Here is a 21,289-nt window from a genome sequence, read left to right as displayed (position 1 = left end):
GCGCGACGCGACCGAGAAGACGCTGTGCGCCGCCTTCGCCGCCCTGCTCGGCGTTCCCGGGGTGGGAATCGACGACAGCTTTTTCGCGCTCGGCGGTGACAGCGTGCTGGCGATGCGGCTGGTGGGCGCCGCGCGCCGGGCGGGGGTCGCCCTCACCGTCCGCGACGTCTTCGACCACCCCACCGTGGCCGGTCTCGCCGCGGTGGCGGAGGCCGCCGACCCGGGGGCGTCCCGGGAAGAGGAGCGGCCGGAGGTGCCGGTGCCGGCCCCGGTCCGCGAGCGGCTCGCCGCCCGCCACCCGGGCCTGGCGGAGATCCTGCCGCTGACGCCACTGCAGGAGGGCCTGCTCTTCGAGGCCCTGGCCGGGGAACCCGCGGACCGCGAGGACGACTACACCGTCCAGCTGACGCTCACGTTGGACGGCCCGCTGGACCCGGCGCGGCTGCGCGCCGCCTGGGCCCGGATGCTCGCCCGGCACACCACCCTGCGAGCCGCCTTCGTGCACGACGCGGACGCGGGACCGCTCCTCGTCGTACCCGGCGAGGTGGAGCCGCCCTGGCAGGAGACGGACCTGTCCGCGAGCGGCGAGGCGGAGCAGCAAGCCCGGCTCGCCGAGCTGCAGGACCGGGAACGCGCCGCCGGGTTCGACCTGGCGCGCCCGCCGCTGCTGCGCACGGCGCTCGCCCGGCTCGCCCCGCACCGCCACGCGATGATCGTGACGTACCACCACATCCTGCTCGACGGCTGGTCCCAGCCGCTGCTGCTGAACGAGCTGCTGACCGCCTACGCCGAACCGGAGACCCTCCCCCCGGCGCCGCAGTTCGGACGGTACCTGGCCTGGCTCGGCCGGCAGGACAAGGACACCGCCCGGCAGGCGTGGCGGCAGGCCCTCGACGGCGCCGAACCCACCCTCGTCGTGCCGCCCACCGCCGGCGGACGAGCCCCCGCGCGCGACGGCGACACGCCCCGGACGGGCGTCGTGGAGCGGCTGCTCCCGCCGGAGCTCACCACCCGGCTGGCCGCGCTGTGCCGCCGCCACAACCTGACGCTCAACACCCTGGTCCAGGGCACGTGGGCGACCCTGATCGGCGCGCTGACCAACCGCGACGACGTCGTCTTCGACGCCCCCAGCGCCGGCCGTCCCGCCGAGGTCGACGAGGTGGAGTCGATCGTCGGGCTGTTCATCAGCACCGTCCCGGTCCGGGTGCGCCTCGACCCGGCGCAGCCGATGACCGCCGTCCTGCGGCGCCTCCAGGACGAGCAGTCGCGGCTCGCCGCGCACCAGCACCTGGGGCTACCGGAGATCCAGCGGCAGACCGGCGCCGGCGCGCTCGCCGACACGATGGTGGTCTTCCTCAACCTCCCCCTGGATCCGGCGGCGTTCCGGTCGGCGGACGGCATCCGCGTCACCGCGGTGGCGGGCGGTGTCGCCACCAACTACCCCCTGCGGTTGCTCGCCGCCCCCGGCGAGCGGCTGCACCTCACCCTCGGCCACCACACCTCGGCCTTCGACCGGGCCGCGGCGGAAACCGTCATGGACCGGCTGGTGCGGCTCTTCGAGGAACTCGGCGGGGGCCTCGACCGGCCCGCCGGACGCGGCGGTGTGCTCACCCCCCGCGAACGCGGGGAACTGCTGACCGCCTGGCAGGGACCGGCACCCCGGGCGGGAGCCACCGCCCGGACCGTCGTGGAACTCCTGGAGACCCGGGTGGCGGCCGCGCCCGCCGCGCCGGCGGTGCTCTTCGGCGCCGAGCGGCTGACCTACCAGGACCTCAACGCCCGCGCCAACCGCCTGGCCCACCTGCTCATCGGCCGGGGCGCCGGACCGGAACGGACCGTGGCGGTCGCCGTGCCCCGCTCCCCGGAACTGGTGGTCGCCCTGCTGGCGGTCCTCAAGTCCGGTGCGGCGTACCTGCCGGTGGACCCCGCATACCCCGCGGACCGTGTCGCCGCCATGCTCACCGACACGACGCCCGTGGCGGTGCTCACCACGGCCGAGGTCCCCGCGGCGCTCTTCGACGGCGCGGGCGTCGCCCCGACCCGGCTCGACGACCCCGGGACCCGGCGCGCGCTGCGCGCCCTGCCGGACACCGACCCCACCGACGCGGACCGGACCGGGCGCCTGACACCGGACCACCCGGCCTACGTCATCCACACCTCGGGCTCCACCGGACGGCCCAAGGCCGTCGTGGTCCCGCACCGCGGCGTCGCCGGCTACTTCTCCTACCTGACGACCGGCGTTGCGGGGCTCGGCGCCGAGGACGTGGTCCTGAACCTGGCCTCCATCTCCTTCGACCCCTCCGTGCGCGACATCCTCGGCACCCTGGCCGCCGGCGGCCGCGTCGCCCTGGTGCCGCCCGCCGAGGCCGGCGACGCGCGCGCCCTCGTCCGCGCCCTGCGGCAACACCGGGTCACCGCACTGCTGTCCGTCGTGCCGTCCTTGCTGGTCGCCCTGAACGAGGAGGCCGCACGGCTGCCCCACGGGGAGCGCCCCACGCTGCGACTGATCATGACCTGTGGCGAGGCGCTCGCGGCGCACCACCTGGAACGGGTGGCCGCGCTCGGCGCCGCCCGGGTCGTCAACCAGTACGGCCCCACCGAGGCCACCATGAGCAGCACCTACCAGCAGGTCCGCGAGGCCGGCCAGGTAGAGCACGCCGGGGACCGCCGGGCCGACGGCCGTTTCCTCATCGGCCGGCCGATCCCCGGCGCCCGCGCCTACGTCCTCGACCGCCTGCTGCGCCCGGTCCCGCCCGGGACCCCCGGCGAGCTCTACCTGGCCGGCCCCGGGATCACCCGCGGCTACGCCGGCCGCCCCGCCCAGACGGCCGAGCGTTTCCTGGCCGACCCCCACGGCGCGCCCGGCTCCCGCATGTACCGCACCGGCGACCTGGCCCGCTGGACCGCCGACGGCCGCCTCGACCATCTGGGCCGCGCCGACCACCAGGTCAAGGTGCGCGGCCACCGCATCGAACCCGGTGAGATCGAGGCGGTACTCGAACGCCACGAGGCGGTCGCCCGCGCCGTGGCGGACGTGTACCGGGACACGCCCGGCGGCGACCCGCGCCTGGTCGGATACGTCGTCCCGGAGCCCGGGGCGGCCGTCACGCCCGCCGAGCTGCGCCGCCACGCCGCGGCCGGCCTGCCCGGCTTCATGGTGCCCGCGGCGTTCGTCCTGCTGGACCGGTTGCCGCTGACCCCCAACGGCAAGGTCGACCGCCGGGCCCTGCCCGCCCCCACCGTCACGACGGACGGCGGGCGGTACCCGCGCACCCCCCTCGAAGAGGTCCTGTGCGGCCTGTACGGCAGGCTGCTCGGCGCCGACCGCGTCAGCATCGACGACGGCTTCTTCGACCTGGGCGGGCACTCGCTGCTGGCCACCCGCCTGGTCGCCGCGATCCGCTCCGCGCTCGGCGCCGACCTGCCCGTCCGGGCCGTCTTCGAGGCACCCACGGTCGCCGCGCTCGCCGAGCGCGTCGGCGCCGCGGCGGGGGCCCCGGCCCGGCCCGCCCCGGCCGCCGCGGCCCGGCCCGAGCACCTTCCGCTGTCCTTCTCCCAGCGCCGCCTGTGGTTCCTGCACCAGCTCGCGCAGGGCGCCACGGCCGCGTACAACATGCGCGTGGCACTGCGGCTGCGCGGCCCCGTGGACGTTCCCGCGCTGCGCACCGCCCTCGCCGACCTCACCGCCCGGCACGAGGCGCTGCGCACCGTCTTCCCCGACCTCGACGGCCGGCCCCGCCAGGAGATCCTGGCCGCCGACCGGGCCCGCCCCGACCTTCCGGTGGTCCGCGTCGCCGAGGCGGAGCTGGCCGCCGAACTGGAGCGGACCGTGCGGCGGCCGTTCGACCTGGCGACCGAGATCCCGCTGCGGGCCGCGCTGTTCACCCTGGGCGAGGACGACCACGTCCTCGCCCTGGTGATGCACCACATCGCCGCCGACGGCTGGTCCTTCGGCCCCCTGGCGGCCGACCTCTCCACCGCCTACCGGCGGCGGCTGGCCGGTCAGGAACCCGGGTGGGAGCCGCTGCCCGTCCAGTACGCCGACTACACCCTCTGGCAGCACGGCCTGTTCGCCGACGGCGACGAGGACGGCCCGGCCGGCCGCCAGCTCGCCCACTGGCGGGAGCGGCTCGCGGACCTGCCCGACCGGATCGACCTGCCCGTCGACCGCACGCCGGGCACGCCGCAGCCGGAGGGGGCGCCCGGCGGCTCGTGGACCTTCCGCATCCCGCCCCGGATCCACGCGCGCCTGGCCGAGCTGGCCCGCGAACACTCCGCCACCGTCTTCATGACCCTCCAGGCCGGTCTCGCCGCGCTCCTCACCAGGCTCGGCTCCGGCACCGACATCCCGCTCGGCACGGTGGTGGCCGGACGCACCGAAGAGGTGCTGGACGGCCTCGTCGGATGCTTCGTCAACACCCTCGTCCTGCGCACCGACACCAGCGGCGACCCGGACTTCCGCGAGCTGCTGCGCCGGGTGCGGGAGACCGACCTCACCGCCTACGCCCACCAGGACGTGCCCTTCGAACGGCTCGTCGACCACCTCGGCGTGACCCGTTCCCGGGACCGCAACCCGCTGTTCCAGGTGATGCTGGCCGCCCAGCCCGAACCGACCCGCGACGCCGTCGACCTGCCCGGCCTCGGCATCGAGCTCGTCCGCGTCGACGCCGCCACCGCCCGCTTCGACCTCTCCTTCAACATGGCCGAACGCCGCACCCCCGACGGGCGGCCCGACGGGATCGACGGCCGGGTCGAGTACCGCACCGACCTCTTCGGCGCCGCGACCGTACGGCGGCTCACCGAGCGCTGGACCCGGCTGCTGGAGTCCTTCGCGGACGACCCCGCCCGCACCGTGTCACGCGCCGCCACCCTCGGCGAGGACGACCGCCGCCGGGTGCTCGTGGACTGGAACGACACCGCCATGGACGTCCCGCCCGCCACCCTCCCCGAACTGTTCACCGGCCAGGTCGCGCGCACCCCGGACGCCGAAGCGGTGGTCTGCGGCGCCGAACGGCTGACCTACGCCGAGCTGGACGCCCGGGTCGACGAGCTCGCCCGCCGGTTGCGCGGACTCGGCGCCGGACCGGAGCGCCGGGTCGCGGTGGCCGTCCCGCGCTCGGCGGGCCTGGTCGTGGCCCTGCACGCCGTGTTGCGGACCGGCGCCGCCTACGTGCCGGTCGACCCCGGGCTCCCGCCCGAACGCATCGCCCTGCTCCTCGACGACACCGGCCCGGTGTGCGTGGTGACCACGGACGACGCGCGCACCGTGCTGCCTGCCACCGGCGCGGCGGCGGTCGTGTCGCTCGACGGGACGGCCGGCACCGACGGCGCCGGAGACGACGCCGGAGCCGCCGCCTTCGCGGCACCGCACCCCGACAGCGCCGCCTACGTCGTCCACACCTCCGGATCCACCGGACGGCCCAAGGGCGTCGCCGTCCCGCACCGGGCCGTCGCCAACCGGTTGTGGGGCATGCAGGAGCAGTACGGCCTGCGCCCCGACGACCGGGTGCTGCACAAGACCTCGATCGGCTTCGACGTCTCGGTGTGGGAACTCTTCTGGTCGTCGCTGACGGGCGCCACCGTGGTCGTCGCCGAGCCCGAGGCGCACCGCGACCCCGCCCGGCTGGCCGAGCTGATCCAGGCCGAGCGGGTCACCACCGCGCACTTCGTGCCGCCCCTGCTGCGGGCCTTCCTGGACGAGCCCGCCGCGGCCGGATGCACCGGGCTGCGCCGGGTGTTCTCCGGCGGCGAGGCGCTCCCCGCCGAACTCGCCCGGCGCTTCGCCGGCGTGCTCGACGTGCCGCTGTTCAACCAGTACGGCCCCACCGAGGCGACCGTCGACGTCACCTGGTGGGAGTGCCCCCGCGACCCCGAGGGCCCGCCGCCGCTGGGACGCCCGGTCGGCAACACCCGGCTGTACGTGCTCGACGCCGCCCTCCAGCCGGTGCCGCCCGGCGCGCCCGGCGAGCTCTGGATCGCCGGCGCCCAGCTGGCCCGCGGCTACCTCGGGCGCCCCGGCACCACCGCGGAGAGCTTCGTCGCCGACCCGTACGGCGCGCCCGGCTCCCGCATGTACCGCAGCGGCGACCTGGCCCGCTGGACCGAGGACGGTGCCCTGGAGTACCTGGGGCGGGTCGACGACCAGGTGAAGGTCGGCGGCGTGCGCATCGAGCCGGGTGAGGTCGCGGCCGTGCTCGGCGAGCAGGACGGCGTGTCCGCCGCCGTGGTCGTGACCCGCGACACGCCGTCCGGCGGGCGGCACCTGGTCGGGTACGCCGTGCCCCGGCCGGGCCGCGCCCTCGACGGCGCGGACCTGCGCCGCCGGGTCGCCGGCGTGCTGCCGGAGTACATGGTCCCCGCCGCGATCATGGTGCTCGACGCCCTCCCCGTCACCTCGAACGGGAAGGTGGACCGCGCGGCCCTGCCCGTCCCCGACCTCCCCGCGGCGACCGGCGGCGGCCGGGCCGCGCACACCCCGAACGAGGAGATCCTGTGCCGGATCTTCGCCGAGCTGCTGGGCGTCGAGCGCGTCGGTGCGGAGGACGGGTTCTTCGCGCTGGGCGGGGACAGCATCATGTCGATCCAGCTGGTCAGCCGGGCGCGGCGGGCCGGGTTGGTGTTCACGCCGCGCGACGTGTTCGAGCACCAGACGGTCGCCGCGCTCGCGCAGGCGTGCCGGGACGAGCCCGCGCCGGCGCCCGCCGAGGACGACGGCACGGGCCCGGTGGATCTGACGCCGATCGTGCATCGGCTGCGGGAGCGGCGCGGGCCGGTGGAGTCCTTCCACCAGTCGGTGCTGCTGGAGGTGCCGGCAGGCCTGGGGGAGGAGCGGCTGGTTGCGGCGGTGCAGGCGCTGCTCGATCACCACGACGCCCTGCGGTTGCGGCTGACCCGGACCGCGGGCGGGGCGGTGTGGGCGTTCGAGGTGACCCGGCGCGGTTCGGTGGACGCGGCCGGGTGTGTGCGCCGGGTGCCGTGGGCGGGAGCCCCGGCCTCCGGTGCCGCTGATGCGGTGGTGGGGGAGGCGTCGGCCGCGGTGGGGCGGTTGGCGCCGGAGTCGGGCGCCCTGGTGCAGGTGGTGTGGTTCGACGCTGGCCCGGAGGCCGCGGGCCGGTTGCTGGTGGTGGTGCACCATCTGGCGGTCGATGGTGTGTCGTGGCGGGTTCTGCTGCCGGACCTGCGGCAGGCATGGGAGTCGGTGACAGCCGGTGAGCCGGTCCGGCTGGACCCGGTGGGCACCTCGTTCCGCCGGTGGGCGCGGCTGCTGGGCGAGCAGGCGCAGGACCCGGCTCTGCTGGAAGAACTGCCCTACTGGACCGAGATGGCGACCGTTCCGGAACCACTGCTCGGTTCGCGTCCGCTCGATCCCACCCGGGACACGGTGGGCACGGCCGCCCGGCTCACGGTGGAGCTCTCCAGCGAGTACACCGTGCCGTTGCTGTCGAGCGTTCCGGCGGCCTTCCACGGTGGTGTCAACGACGTGCTGCTGGGTGCGGTGGCGGTGGCGGTGGCGGTGCGGCGGTGGCGGCAGGCGCGCGGTGGCGAGGCCGGCGGGGTGCTGGTCGACCTGGAGGGCCATGGCCGGGACAGTGATCGGGCGGATGTGGATCTGTCGCGGACGGTCGGTTGGTTCACCCGGGTGCATCCGGTCCGGCTGGACGCCGGCGGGGACGACCCGGTGCGGGCGGTCAAGCAGGTCAAGGAACAACTGCGGGCGGTGCCCGGGAACGGCTTCGGCTACGGACTGCTGCGCTACCTCAACCCGCAGACGGCGCCCCTCCTCCTGCAAAGCCCCAGAGCCCAGATCGGCTTCAACTACCTCGGCCGCACGGGCGCGGCCGCATCGGGCACCGCGTCCGCCTCCGCCGACTGGACGGTGGCCGACAGCCACGCGCTCGGCGCCGGCACCGACCCGGCCGCCGCACTGCTCCACGCGCTCGACATCAACGCCGTGGCCGTGGACGGCTCGGAGGGTCCGGTGCTGTCGGCGACCTTCTCCTGGGCGGGTGCCCTGCTGGAGGAGGCCGCGGTGCGGGAGCTGGCCGGCCTGTGGTTGGAGGCGCTGGAGACCCTGGCCGGTTCGGCCCAGGCCGGTGGCCACACCCCGTCGGACTTCCCCCTGGTCCACCTCACCCAGGACCAGATCCAGCACCTGGAGGACACCCACCCGGACCTGGAAGACGTCCTTCCCCTTTCCCCGCTCCAGGAGGGCCTGCTCTTCCACGCCGTCTACGACGGCGGAGAGAGCGATGTCTACACCCCGCAGCTGCGCCTGGACCTGGAGGGGCCGCTGGACGTGGAACGGCTGCGCCGATCTTGCGCGCAACTGCTGGCCCGGCACGCCAACCTGCGGGCGGCCTTCGTGCACGACCTGGCCGACACCCCCGTCCAAGTCATCACCCGCGACCCGCAGATCCCCTGGCGCACGCTCGACCTGAGCGCCCTGCCCGCACACCAGCGGGAAACCGAAGCCGACCGCATCGCGGCCGAAGAGCACGCCGAGCGCTTCGACCCGGCGCGCCCGCCGCTGCTGCGCGCCGCTCTGCTCCGGCTCGGCGGTGCCCGCCACCGCCTCGTCCTGACACACCACCACCTCCTGCTGGACGGCTGGTCGGTGCCCGTCCTGGCCCGCGACCTGTTCACTCTGTACGCCCTCGCAGGGCCGGCGACCGGTCTGCCCCGGGTGACCCCATACGGCGACTACCTGCGCTGGCTCTCCGCCCAGGACCGCGCAGCGGCGCGCGAGGCGTGGACCCGGGCCCTGGCCGGGGTGGCAGAACCCACGCTGGTCGCCCCCGGCCAGCCCGCCTCGGCCCCGCCGGCCGCCCGCCCCGGACGGGTGCACCCCGAGCTTCCCCCGGACCTCGGCACCCGGCTCAGCTCCTGGGCCAGATCCCGCGGGCTCACCCTCAACACGGTCCTCCAGGGCGCCTGGGCGGTGCTGCTGTCCCGGCTGACCGGCCGCGACGACGTGGTCTTCGGCACGACGGTCTCCGGCCGGCCGCCGGAGATCCCCGGGATCGAGTCCATGGCGGGCCTGTTCATCAACACCCTCCCCGTGCGGGTACGGCTGGACCAGACCCGGTCCCTGGAGTCCCTGCTGCGCCACCTCCAGGGCGAGCAGGCGGAACTGCTGCCCCACCAGCACCTGGGGCTGAGCGAGATCCACCGGCTGGCCGCGCTGCCCCGGCTGTTCGACACGGCAATGGTCTTCGAGAACTACCCGGTCGACGAGAGAGCCACGGCCCTCACTGGCACGGGACTCACCCTCACCCGCGCCGAGACCCGCGAGGCCACCCACTACCGGCTGGTGCTGATCGCCGCACCGCAGGGCCGGGGGCTGTCGTTGCGCATCGAGTACGCGCCGGAGGCGTTCACCGAGGACGAGGCGCGGCTGCTGGCCGGCCGCCTCGTCCGGCTCCTCCAGGCGCTGGCCGACGACCCGAGCCGGCCCGCACACGCGGTGGACGTGCTGACCGCCGAGGAGCGGCACCAGGTCCTGGCCGAGTGGAACGACTCCGGCGCCGACTCGGCGCGGAGCGAGATGAGCATGGTCGAAGCGTTCGCCGCGCAGGTGGCCCGGACGCCGGAGGCGGGGGCGGTTCGCTGGGACGGTGGCCGGTGGAGTTACCGGGAGTTGGATGAGCGGGCGGATCGGCTCGCGGCGCGGCTGGTGGCTGCGGGGGTGGGTGCCGAGGGCCGGGTCGCTTTGTTGATGGAGCGTTCGCCGCAGGTGGTGGTGGCGGTGCTGGCGGTGCTCAAGGCCGGTGGGGTGTACGTGCCGTTGGATGGCCGGCTCCCGGCCGCCCGGCTGGCCTCGATGGTGGAGCAGGCCGAGATTGAGGTCGTCATCACGGACGGCGGTGCCCCCGTTGACGTGCTGCCCGGTGCGCTGCGTCTGGTGGCGGTCGGTGATGAGCCGGTGGAGGGGCCGGCGGTTGCTCCGGTGGTGCGCCCGCATCCGGATGGTGCGGCGTACGTGATGTTCACCTCCGGGTCGACCGGTGCGCCCAAGGGTGTGGAGATCACCCACCGGGGTGTGGTGAGCCTGGCCACCGACCGCCGGTGGAGGGACGGCGGCCCGGGCCCGCACCGGGCGTTGTTCCACTCGCCGTACGGCTTCGACGCGTCCACCTTCGAGCTGTGGCTGCCGCTGCTGACCGGCGGAGAGGTCGTGGTGGCCCCGCCCGGCGAAACCGACGTGGCGGCCATCGCCCAGGCGGTCCGGGCGCACGGGGTGACGCTGCTGCTGCTGACCTCCGGGCTGTTCCGGGTGGTCGCCGAGGAGGACCCCGGCTGCCTGGCCACCGTGCGCGAGGTGCTGGTCGGCGGTGACGTCGTCACGGCCACCACCGTCCGCAGAGTGCTGGAACACTGCCCCGACACCACGGTCATGGACGCGTACGGCCCAACAGAGATCACCGTGTACGCCACCCAGCACACCATGCGGGACGCGGCGGAGGTCCCGGCGATCGTGCCGATCGGGCGGGCCCGTGACGGGATGCAGGTGTACGTGCTGGACGGTGGTCTGCGGCTGGTCCCGCCGGGCGCGGTGGGGGAGCTGTACGTCGCGGGCGATGCGTTGGCGCGGGGGTATGTGGGGCGGGCCGGGTTGACGGCGGAGCGGTTCGTGGCCGATCCGTTCGGGCTGGCGGGTGCGCGGATGTACCGGACCGGGGACCTGGTGCGGTGGTCTTCGGGTGGGGTGCTGGAGTTTTTGGGGCGGGCCGATGACCAGGTGAAGATCCGTGGTTTCCGGATCGAGCTGGGTGAGGTCGAGGCCGTGCTGGGTGAGCAGGACGGTGTGGCTGATTCGGTGGTCGTGGTGCACCGGGCGCCGTCCGGGGCCAAGCGCCTGACCGGTTACGTCGTCCCCGAACCAGGCCGCACCCTCGACACCGCGCTGCTCCGGGCCCGCGCGGCCGAGCGGCTGCCCGAGCACGCGCTGCCGAGCGCCCTGCTCACCCTGGACGAACTGCCGCTGACCCGGCGCGGAAAGCTGGACCGGGCAGCCCTGCCGGTGCCCGAACTCGACGGGACAGGCGGCGGGCGGGAGCCCCGCACGGAGCGGGAGAAACTGCTGTGCGGCCTGTTCGCGGAGGTGCTGGGCGTCGAGCGCGTCGGTGCGGAGGACGGGTTCTTCGCGCTGGGCGGGGACAGCATCATGTCGATCCAGCTGGTCAGCCGGGCACGGCGGGCCGGGCTGGTATTCACGCCACGCGACGTGTTCGAACGGCAGAACGTCGCCACGCTGGCGGGTGCCTGCCGGGACGCGGACGAGGGCTCGCCGGTGCGCGTCGAGGACGACGGCACGGGCCCGATGGTGCCGACTCCGGTGCTGCGCTGGCTGCGTGACTGGCGTGGCACGGTGGACGGCTTCCAGCAGTCGGTGATGGTCCAGGCCCCGCCGGACCTGGGGGAGGAGCGGCTGGTTGCAGCGGTGCAGGCGCTGCTCGATCACCACGACGCCCTGCGGTTGCGGCTGGCCGGCGACTCCGGGCTGACGGTCGGCGAGCGCGGTTCGGTGGACGCGGCCGGGTGTGTGCGCCGGGTGCCGTGGGCGGGAGCCCCGGCCGCTGGTGCGCTGGACGCTGCTGATGCGGTGGTGGTGGGGGAGGCGTCGGCCGCGGTGGGGCGGTTGGCTCCGGAGTCGGGTGCCCTGGTGCAGGTGGTGTGGTTCGACGCCGGTCCGGCGGCCGCGGGCCGGTTGCTGGTGGTGATTCACCATCTGGCGGTCGATGGCGTGTCGTGGCGGGTGTTGTTGCCGGATCTACGGCAGGCGTGGGAGTCGATCGCGGCCGGTGAGCCGGTCCGGCTGGACCCCGTGGGCACGTCCTTCCGCCGGTGGGCGCGGCTGCTCGACGAACGGGCGCAGGACCCGGCTCTGCTGGAGGAACTGCCCTACTGGACCGGGACGCTGGGCGCGGGCGAGCCACCGCTGGGTTCGCGGGCGCTGGACCGTGCACGGGACACCACCGCCACCGCGCGGCGGCTCACGGTGGAGCTCCCCGGCGAGTACACCGTGCCGTTGCTGTCGAGCGTTCCGGCGGCCTTCCACGGTGGTGTCAACGATGTGCTGCTGGGTGCGTTGGCGGTGGCGGTGCGGCGGTGGCGGCAGGCGCGCGGTGGCGAGGCCGGCGGGGTGCTGGTCGATCTGGAGGGCCACGGCCGGGACAGTGATCGGGCGGATGTGGATCTGTCGCGGACGGTCGGCTGGTTCACCCGGGTGCATCCGGTCCGGCTGGACGCCGGCGGGGACGACCCGGTGCGGGCGGTCAAGCAGGTCAAGGAACAACTGCGGGCGGTGCCTGGAAACGGCGAAGGCTACGGCCTGCTGCGTCACCTGAACGCGGACACGGCACCCGCGCTCGCCACCCTCGCCGAACCCCAGGTCGGCTTCAACTACCTCGGCCGCACGGGCACGGCGTCCTCCGGCGCCGCCGGCACGGCCGACTGGGCCCTGCTCCGCCGGCCCGGCGGGCTCGACGGCCCCGTCACCCCGCTGGCCCACGCCCTGGAGGTCAACGCCATCGCGGTGGACGGCCCGGAGGGTCCGGTGCTGTCGGCGACCTTCTCCTGGGCGGGCGCCCTGCTGGAGGAGGCCGCGGTGCGGGAACTGGCCGGCCTGTGGCTGGAGGCGCTGGAGACCCTGGCCGGTTCGGCCCAGGCCGGTGGCCACACCCCGTCGGACTTCCCCCTGGTCCGCCTCACCCAGGACCAGATCCAGCACCTGGAGGACACCCACCCGGACCTGGAAGACGTCCTTCCCCTTTCCCCGCTCCAGGAGGGTCTGCTCTTCCACGCCGTCTACGACCGCGAGGGCACCGACGTCTACACCACCCAGGTCGAACTCGAACTCGAGGGAACCCTGGACGAGGGAGTCCTGCGGAAGGCCTGGGCGGCGCTGCTGGCCCGGCACGCCAACCTGCGGGCGGCCTTCGTGCACGACCTGGCCGACACCCCCGTCCAGGTCATCACCCGCGACCCGCAGATCCCCTGGCGCACGCTCGACCTGAGCACCCTGCCCGCACACCGGCGGGAAACCGAAGCCGACCGCATCGCCGCCGAAGAACGCGCCGAGCGCTTCGACCCGGCGCGCCCGCCGCTGCTGCGCGTCACGTCGGCCAGGCTGGGGGCCACCCGCCACCGGCTGATCCTGACCAACCACCACATCCTGCTGGACGGCTGGTCGATACCCGTCCTGGCGCGGGAACTGTTCGCCCTGTACGCCGCCGGCGGCACCGGCACGGACCTTCCGGCCGTGCCGCCGTACCGCGACTACCTGCGCTGGCTCGCCGCACAGGACGGGGAGGCCGCCGGGGAGGTCTGGGCGGCCGAACTCGACGGTGTGGAGGAGCCGACCCTGCTCGCCCCGGACACCGCGCCGGCGGGCGGGCAGGACCTCCCGGCCCGGATCGCCGCGGAACTCCCCGAGGAGACCGTGGCGGCGCTGCGCCGGCTGGCCCGCGACCACGGCCTGACGGTCAACACCCTGGTCCAGGGCGCCTGGGCGGTGCTGCTGTCCCGGCTGACCGGCCGTGACGACGTGGTCTTCGGCACGACGGTCTCCGGCCGGCCGCCGGAGATCCCCGGGATCGAGTCCATGGCGGGCCTGTTCATCAACACCCTCCCGGTGCGGGTCACCCTCGACCCGGCCGAGCGGCTGCTCGACCTCCTGTCGCGGGTCCAGGGGGCGCAGTCGCGGCTGCTGGCCCACCAGCACCTCGGCCTCAGCCGGATCAACCGGCTCGCCGGCCTGCCCCGGCTCTTCGACACGCTCGTCGTCTTCGAGAACTACCCCGTGGCGGAAGGACTCGTCCCGGCCACCGGCCTCGCCGTCACCGGCACGAAGATCCATGACGCGACCCACTATCCGGTGACCCTCGCCGCCGGGCTGCGGGGCGACACGCTGTGGCTGCGGCTGCACACCCTGCCGCACCTGTTCACCGAGGACACCGCCCGCTCGATCATGACGCGTCTGGTCGCACTGCTGCGGACGCTGGCGGACCACCCGGACCGGCCCGCGGGAACCGTCGACGTGCTGACCGCCGAGGAGTGGCACCGGGTCCTGGTCGAGTGGAACGACCCGGACGCGGATTCGGTACGGGGCGAGACGAGCGTCGTCGCGGCGTTCGCCGCGCAGGTGGTCCGGACGCCGGAGGCGGGGGCGGTCTGCTGGGACGGTGGTTGGTGGAGTTACCGGGAGTTGGATGAGCGGGCGGATGGGCTTGCGGCGCGGCTGGTGGCTGCGGGGGTGGGTGTCGAGGGCCGGGTTGCTTTGTTGATGGAGCGTTCGCCGCAGGTGGTGGTGGCGGTGTTGGCGGTGCTCAAGGCCGGTGGGGTGTACGTGCCGTTGGATGGCCGGCTCCCGGCCGCCCGGCTGGCCTCGATGGTGGAGCAGGCCGGGGCCCGGGTCGTGGTGACGGACGGCAGCACCGCCGCCGACGGGCTGCCCGGCGTGAAGCACCTGGTGGCGGTCGGTGATGAGCCGGTGGAGGGGCCGGCGGTCGCTCCGGTGGTGCGCCCCCGCCCGGATGGTGCGGCGTACGTGATGTTCACCTCCGGGTCGACCGGTGCGCCCAAGGGCGTGGAGATCACCCACCGGGGAGTGGTGAGCCTGGCCACCGACCGCCGGTGGAGGGACGGCGGCCCGGGCCCGCACCGGGTGCTGTTCCACTCGCCGTACGGCTTCGACCCGGCCACCTACGAACTGTGGATGCCGCTGCTGAACGGTGGCCAGGTCGTCGTGGCGCCCCCCGGCGAACTCGACGTGCCCGCCATCGCCCGCACGGTACGCGAGCACGGCGTGACCTCGCTGCTGCTGACCGCCGGGCTGTTCCGGGTGGTCGCCGAGGAGGACCCCGGCTGCCTGAAGGGCGTCCGGGAGGTGCTGACCGGCGGTGACGTGGTTTCGTCGGCGGCCGTCCGAAGGGTGCTCGGCGCCTGCCCTGGAACGGATGTCACCGACATCTACGGCCCGACCGAGATCACCCTCTTCGCCACCCAGCACACCATGCGGGACGCGGCGGAGGTCCCGGCGATCGTGCCGATCGGGCGGGCCCGTGACGGGATGCAGGCGTACGTGCTGGACGGCGGGTTGCGGCCGGTCCTGCCGGGCGCGGTGGGCGAGCTGTACATCGCCGGTGATGCGTTGGCGCGGGGGTATGTGGGGCGGGCCGGGTTGACGGCGGAGCGGTTCGTGGCTGATCCGTTCGGGTCGGTGGGCGCGCGGATGTACCGGACCGGGGACCTGGTGCGGTGGTCCCTGGATGGGGTGCTGGAGTTTTTGGGGCGGGCCGATGACCAGGTGAAGATCCGTGGTTTCCGGATCGAGTTGGGTGAGGTCGAGGCCGTGCTGGGTGAGCAGGACGGCGTGGCCGATTCGGTGGTCGTGGTGCACCGGGCGCCGTCCGGGGCCAAGCGCCTGACCGGTTACGTCGTCCCCGAACCAGGCCGCTTCCCCGACCCCGACCGGCTGCGCGACGAAGTCGCCGAACGGCTGCCGGAGTACATGGTTCCCGCGGAGATCATGCTGCTCGACGCGCTGCCACTGACGTCGAACGCCAAGGTGGATCGTGCGGCCCTGCCCGCGCCCGACCTCACGGCCACCACGGGCGGCGGACGCGAGCCGCGCACCCCCGTGGAACGGACACTGTGCGGCCTGTTCGCGGAGGTGCTGGGCGTCGAGCGCGTCGGTGCGGAGGACGGGTTCTTCGCGCTGGGCGGGGACAGCATCATGTCGATCCAGCTGGTCAGCCGGGCGCGGCGGGCCGGGCTGGTGTTCACGCCACGCGACGTGTTCGAACGGCAGAACGTCGCCGCGCTGGCGCGGGTGTGCGGGAACGCCGAGGCCCCGGCCGAGGTCGAGGACGACGGCACGGGCCCGGTGGACCTGACACCGATCGTGCATCGGCTGCGGGAGCGGCGCGGGCTGGTGCGGTCCTTCCACCAGTCGGTGCTGGTGCGGGTGCCCGCCGACCTGGAGGAGAAGCGGCTGGTCGCGGCCGTGCAGGCACTGCTCGATCACCACGACGCCCTGCGGTTGCGGCTGACCGGCGACTCCGGGCTGACGGTCGGCGAGCGCGGTGCGGTGGACGCGGCCGGGTGCGTGCGCCGGGTGCCGTGGGCAGATGACCCGGCCTCCGATGCCTCGGACGACGCCAATGCGGTGGTGGCGCGGGAGGCATTCGCCGCGGTGGGGCGGCTGGCACCGGAGTCGGGTGCCCTGGTGCAGGTGGTGTGGTTCGACGCCGGCCCGGCGGCCGCGGGCCGGCTGCTGGTGGTGATTCACCATCTGGCGGTCGATGGGGTGTCGTGGCGGGTTCTGCTGCCTGACCTGTACCAGGCGGTGGAGTCGATCACGGCTGGTGAGCCGGTCCGGCTGGACCCCGTGGGCACGTCCTTCCGCCGGTGGGCGCGGCTGCTGGGCGAACGGGCGCAGGACCCGGACCTGCTGGACGAGTTGCCCTACTGGACCGGGACGCTGGGCGCGGGCGAGCCACCACTGGGTTCGCGCCCGCTGGATCCCGCGCGGGACACGGCGGGCACGGCCGCCCGGCTGAAGGTGTCGCTTCCCGCGTCCTTGACCGCACCGTTGCTGTCGAGCGTTCCGGCGGCCTTCCACGGTGGTGTCAACGATGTGCTGCTGAGCGCCCTGGCGGTGGCGGTGCGCCGGTGGCGGCGGGCACGCGGCGCCGAGGCCAGCGCGGTGCTGGTCGACCTGGAGGGCCACGGCCGTGACAGCGACCGGGCGGATGTGGACCTGTCGCGGACGGTCGGCTGGTTCACCCGCATCCACCCGGTCCGGCTGGACGCCGGCGGGGACGACCCGGTGCGGGCGGTCAAACAGGTCAAGGAACAGCTGCGGGCGGTCCCCGGGAACGGCGCGGGCTACGGCCTGCTGCGCTACCTCAACACCGAGACCGAGGGCACGCTGAGGGATCTCCCGCAGCCCCAGATCGGCTTCAACTACCTCGGCCGCACGGGCGCCACCTCGGGCACCGCACCCGGATCCACCGACTGGACCCTGATCGACCTGCCCGGTGGGCCCGGTCCGGACCCGGCCACCCCCTTGGCCCACGCCCTGGAGGTCAACGCCATCGCGGTGGACGGCCTGGAGGGTCCGGTGCTGTCGGCGACCTTCTCCTGGGCGGGTGCCCTGCTGGAGGAGGCCGCGGTGCGGGAGCTGGCCGGCCTGTGGTTGGAGGCGTTGGAGACCCTGGCCGGTTCGGCGGGGGCCGGTGGTCACACCCCGTCGGACTTCCCCCTGGTCCGCCTCACCCAGGACCAGATCCAGCACCTGGAGGACACCCACCCGGACCTGGAAGACGTCCTCCCGCTCTCCCCGCTCCAGGAAGGTTTCCTCTTCCACGCGCTGTACGACCCCCGGTCCGCCGACGTCTACACCGCGCAACTCGCCCTGACGCTCACCGGCCCGCTGGACGAGGAGATCCTGCGGAAGACCTGGGCGGCGCTGCTGGCCCGGCACGCCAACCTGCGGGCGGCCTTCGTGCACGACCTGGCCGACACCCCCGTCCAGGTCATCACCCGCGACCCGCAGATCCCCTGGCGCACGCTCGACCTGAGCACCCTGCCCGCACACCAGCGGGAAACCGAAGCCGACCGCATCGCCGCCGAGGAACGATCCGCACCGTTCGACCTGGCGCGCCCGCCGCTCCAGCGGATCGCACTGGTCCGGCTGGGCGACGAGCGGCACGGCCTGATCCTCACCGCCCACCACATCCTGCTCGACGGCTGGTCCATGCCCGTACTGCTCCGCGAGATGTTCGCGCTGTACGCGGCGGGCGGCTCGGCCGCCGCCCTGCCCCCGGCACCACCGTACGGCGACTACCTGCGCTGGCTCGCCGCGCAGGACCGGGACGCCGCGCGGGCCGCGTGGGCGGCCGAACTGGGCGGGCTGGAAGAACCGTCCCTGCTCGCCCCCGAGGCGCCCGACGCACCCGAGGAGCCCGGCCACGTCGATCTGGAACTGCCCGCCGACACCGTCGAGGCCCTGCGCCGGCTGGCCCGCGACCACGGCCTGACGGTCAACACCCTGGTCCAGGGCGCCTGGGCGCTGCTGCTGTCCCGGCTGACCGGCCGCGACGACGTCGTCTTCGGCGCCACCGTCGCGGGCCGCCCGCCGGAGATCCCCGGGATCGAGTCCATGGTCGGTCTCTTCATCAACACCCTGCCGGTGCGGGTCACCCTCGACCCGGCGGCGACCGTCCTCGACACGCTCACCCGGCTGCAGGCGGCCCAGTCGGCCCTGCTGGCCCACCAGCATCTCGGGCTGGGCGAGGTCACCCGGCTCTCCGGGCACTCCCGGCTCTTCGACACCCTGGTCGTCTTCGAGAACTACCCCGTCGACCCGGCGGCGCTCGCCTCACCGACCGGCGCGCCGGGGCTCGCCGGGGCGCGGGGCAGGGACGCCACGCACTACCCGCTGAGCCTGGTCGTGACCCAGGGCGGCGGCCGCCTGGTCCTGCGGCTCGGCCACCAGCCCGCGGCCTTCGACCGCACGGCCGTGACGGCGATGGCGGACAGGCTGGGCGCGCTGCTGCGGGAGTTCGTCATCGCCCCCGGCCGGATCCTGGCGGCCGTGGACGTGCTCCGGCCCGAGGAACGCGACCTGGTGCTCGACCGGTGGAACGACACCGCGGTGCCCGTGCCGCCGGCCACCCTCCCGGAGTTGTTCGCGGCCCAGGTGGCGCGCACGCCGGACGCGGTGGCCGTCGTCCACAGGGGCCGGCGGCTCACCTACACCGAACTGGCCGCCCGCGCCCGCGTTCTCGCCGCGCGGCTGCGCCGGGCCGGAGCGGGCCCGGAGAGCCGGGTCGCGGTCGCCCTGCCCCGCTCCGCGGAACTGGTCGTCGCCCTGCTGGCGGTGCTTGAAACGGGAGCCGCCTACGTGCCGGTCGACCCGGCGCTGCCCGCCGAGCGCATCGCCCTGCTGCTGGCGGACACCACCCCCGCCTGCACGCTGGTCCCGGCGGCCGCCAGGCTCCCGCTGCCCACCGGCACGCCGGCCCTGGTCGTGGCCGCGGGCGCCGACGGCCCGCCCGCCGCGCCGGACACCGGCCGGAACCCCGCCCCGCACCCGCGGAACCCGGCGTACATCATCCACACCTCCGGTTCCACCGGACGGCCCAAGGGCGTCGCGATCCCGCACGAGGCCATCGTCAACCGCCTGCTGTGGATGCAGCACGAGTACGGGCTCACGCCCGAGGACCGGGTCCTGCACAAGACCCCCACCGGCTTCGACGTGTCGGTGTGGGAGCTGTTCTGGCCGCTCATCACCGGAGCGACCATGGTGGTCGCCCGGCCGGACGGGCACCGCGACCCCGCCTACCTGGCGGAACTGATCCAGGCCGAGCGCGTGACGACGGTCCATTTCGTCCCCTCGATGCTCGGCGCGTTCCTCGACGATCCCGCCGCGGCCGGATGCACGGGGCTGCGCCGGGTGGTGTGCAGCGGCGAAGCGCTCTCCGCCGACCTGGCGGACCGTTTCCACACCGTGCTGCCGGAGGTGCCGCTGCACAACCTCTACGGCCCCACCGAGGCGGCCGTGGACGTCACCCACACCGAATGCGAGCGGAACACCGCAGGCCCGGTGCCGATCGGCCGGCCGGTCTGGAACACCCGGGCGTACGTCCTGGACGGGGCACTGCGACCGGTGCTGCCGGGAGTCACCGGCGAGCTGTACCTGGCCGGGGTGCAACTGGCCCGCGGCTACCACGGCAGGCCGGCCCTGACCGCGGAGCGTTTCGTCGCCGACCCGTTCGACACCGGCGGCACGGGCGGGCGGATGTACCGCACGGGCGACCTGGCCCGCTGGCGCCCCGACGGCGCGCTGGAGTACCTCGGCCGCACCGACCAGCAGGTCAAGGTGCGCGGTTTCCGGATCGAACCGGGCGAGATCGAGGCGACCCTGCGCACGTACCCGGGCGTCGCCCGGGCCGCGGTCGTCCTGCGGTCCGGTGCGGGCGGCGAGGCACGGCTGGTCGGCTACACCGTGCCGGCCGGCGGCGCCGTACCCGAACCCCTGGACCCGGCGCGGCTGCGCCGCCACGTCGCGGACCACCTGCCGGAACACATGGTGCCCGCGGCCGTCGTGGTCCTGCCGGAGCTCCCGCTCACCGTGAACGGGAAGCTGGACCGCGCGGCGCTGCCCGAGCCCCGGTTCGCCCCGTCCGAGGGCGGGCGCCCGCCACGCGACGCCGGGGAACGGCTGCTGTGCGCGCTGTTCGAGGAGGTGCTCGGCGTCGACCGGGTCGGCCCCCAGGACAGCTTCTTCGACCTGGGCGGGCACTCGCTGCTGGCGGTCCGGCTCGCCGGCCGGATACGTTCCTCGTTCGGCGTCGCCCCCGGCATCCGGACCCTGTTCGAGGCGCCCACCCCCGAGGCCCTGGCCCGGCTGCTGCGGTCCGGCGGGACGGGCGAGGCGGCCGGAGCCCTGGAGGTGCTGCTGCCGCTGCGCGCCGCGGGCGGGCGGCCCCCGCTGTTCTGCGTCCACCCCTGGGCCGGGCTGAGCTGGACCTACTCCGGCCTGCTCCGGGCGCTCGGCGACGACCGGCCGCTGTACGGGCTGCAGTCCAGAGGGCTGGCGCGCGCGGAGGAACTACCGGGCTCCGTGGGCGAGATGGCCGAGGACTACCTGGCCCGGATCCGCGAGGTCCAGCCGGACGGCCCCTACCACCTGCTGGGCTGGTCGTTCGGCGGCCTGGTCGCCCAGGAGATGGCGGTACGGCTGCGCGAGCGGGGCGAGGATGTGGCCCTGCTGGCCCTGCTCGACTCCTTCCCGCCGGGCGCGCCCGGGGCGCCCGCCACCGGGCGCCCCGGCGACGTGCCGCGGGAAGACCGCGATGTTCTCGCCCACCTGCTGCGCTTCCTCGGCCACGAGGTGCCCCGGCGGCCCGGTGGCGGCACGCTGGACCCGGAGGAGGCCCGGGAGATCCTGCGGCGCGGCGGCGGCGCACCGCTGACCGACATCCCGCCGCACACGCTGCGGGCGTTCCCCGACGTGGTCACCAACCACGCCCGGCTGATGCGGGAGTTCGTCCCGCGGCGCTTCGCCGGCGACCTGCTGCTGTTCACCGCGGAGCTCGGCCGGGTGCCCGGCGCACCGGCCCCCGGCACGTGGGCGCCGTACGTCGACGGCCGGGTGGACGTGCACCCCGTCGGGTGCGGCCACCACGACATGACCCTGCCCGGCCCCATCGCCGAGATCGGCCGTGTCGTCGCCGCACGGCTGGAGCGGGCCGGCACGGACGCACCCCCGACCCCCTGA

The 21,289-nt window shown here is 74.9% G+C and carries 1 protein-coding gene (running past one end of the window); it reads left to right on the top strand.

From position 1 onward, the window contains the following. On the top strand, positions 1 to 21,289 hold the 3' portion of the coding sequence (locus tag DPM19_RS05450) for a non-ribosomal peptide synthase/polyketide synthase (protein ID WP_158566706.1). The gene continues 7,298 nt to the left of window position 1, outside the view; only the last 21,289 of its 28,587 coding nucleotides appear in the window; the start codon falls outside the window, past its left edge; its stop codon occupies positions 21,287 to 21,289.

This window comes from Actinomadura craniellae (genome assembly GCF_003289645.1).
Classification (GTDB): Bacteria; Actinomycetota; Actinomycetes; order Streptosporangiales; family Streptosporangiaceae; genus Actinomadura_D; species Actinomadura_D craniellae.
The sequence above is the reverse complement of the archived record's forward strand: the minus strand, read 5'-3'. Positions and strand labels throughout refer to the sequence as shown.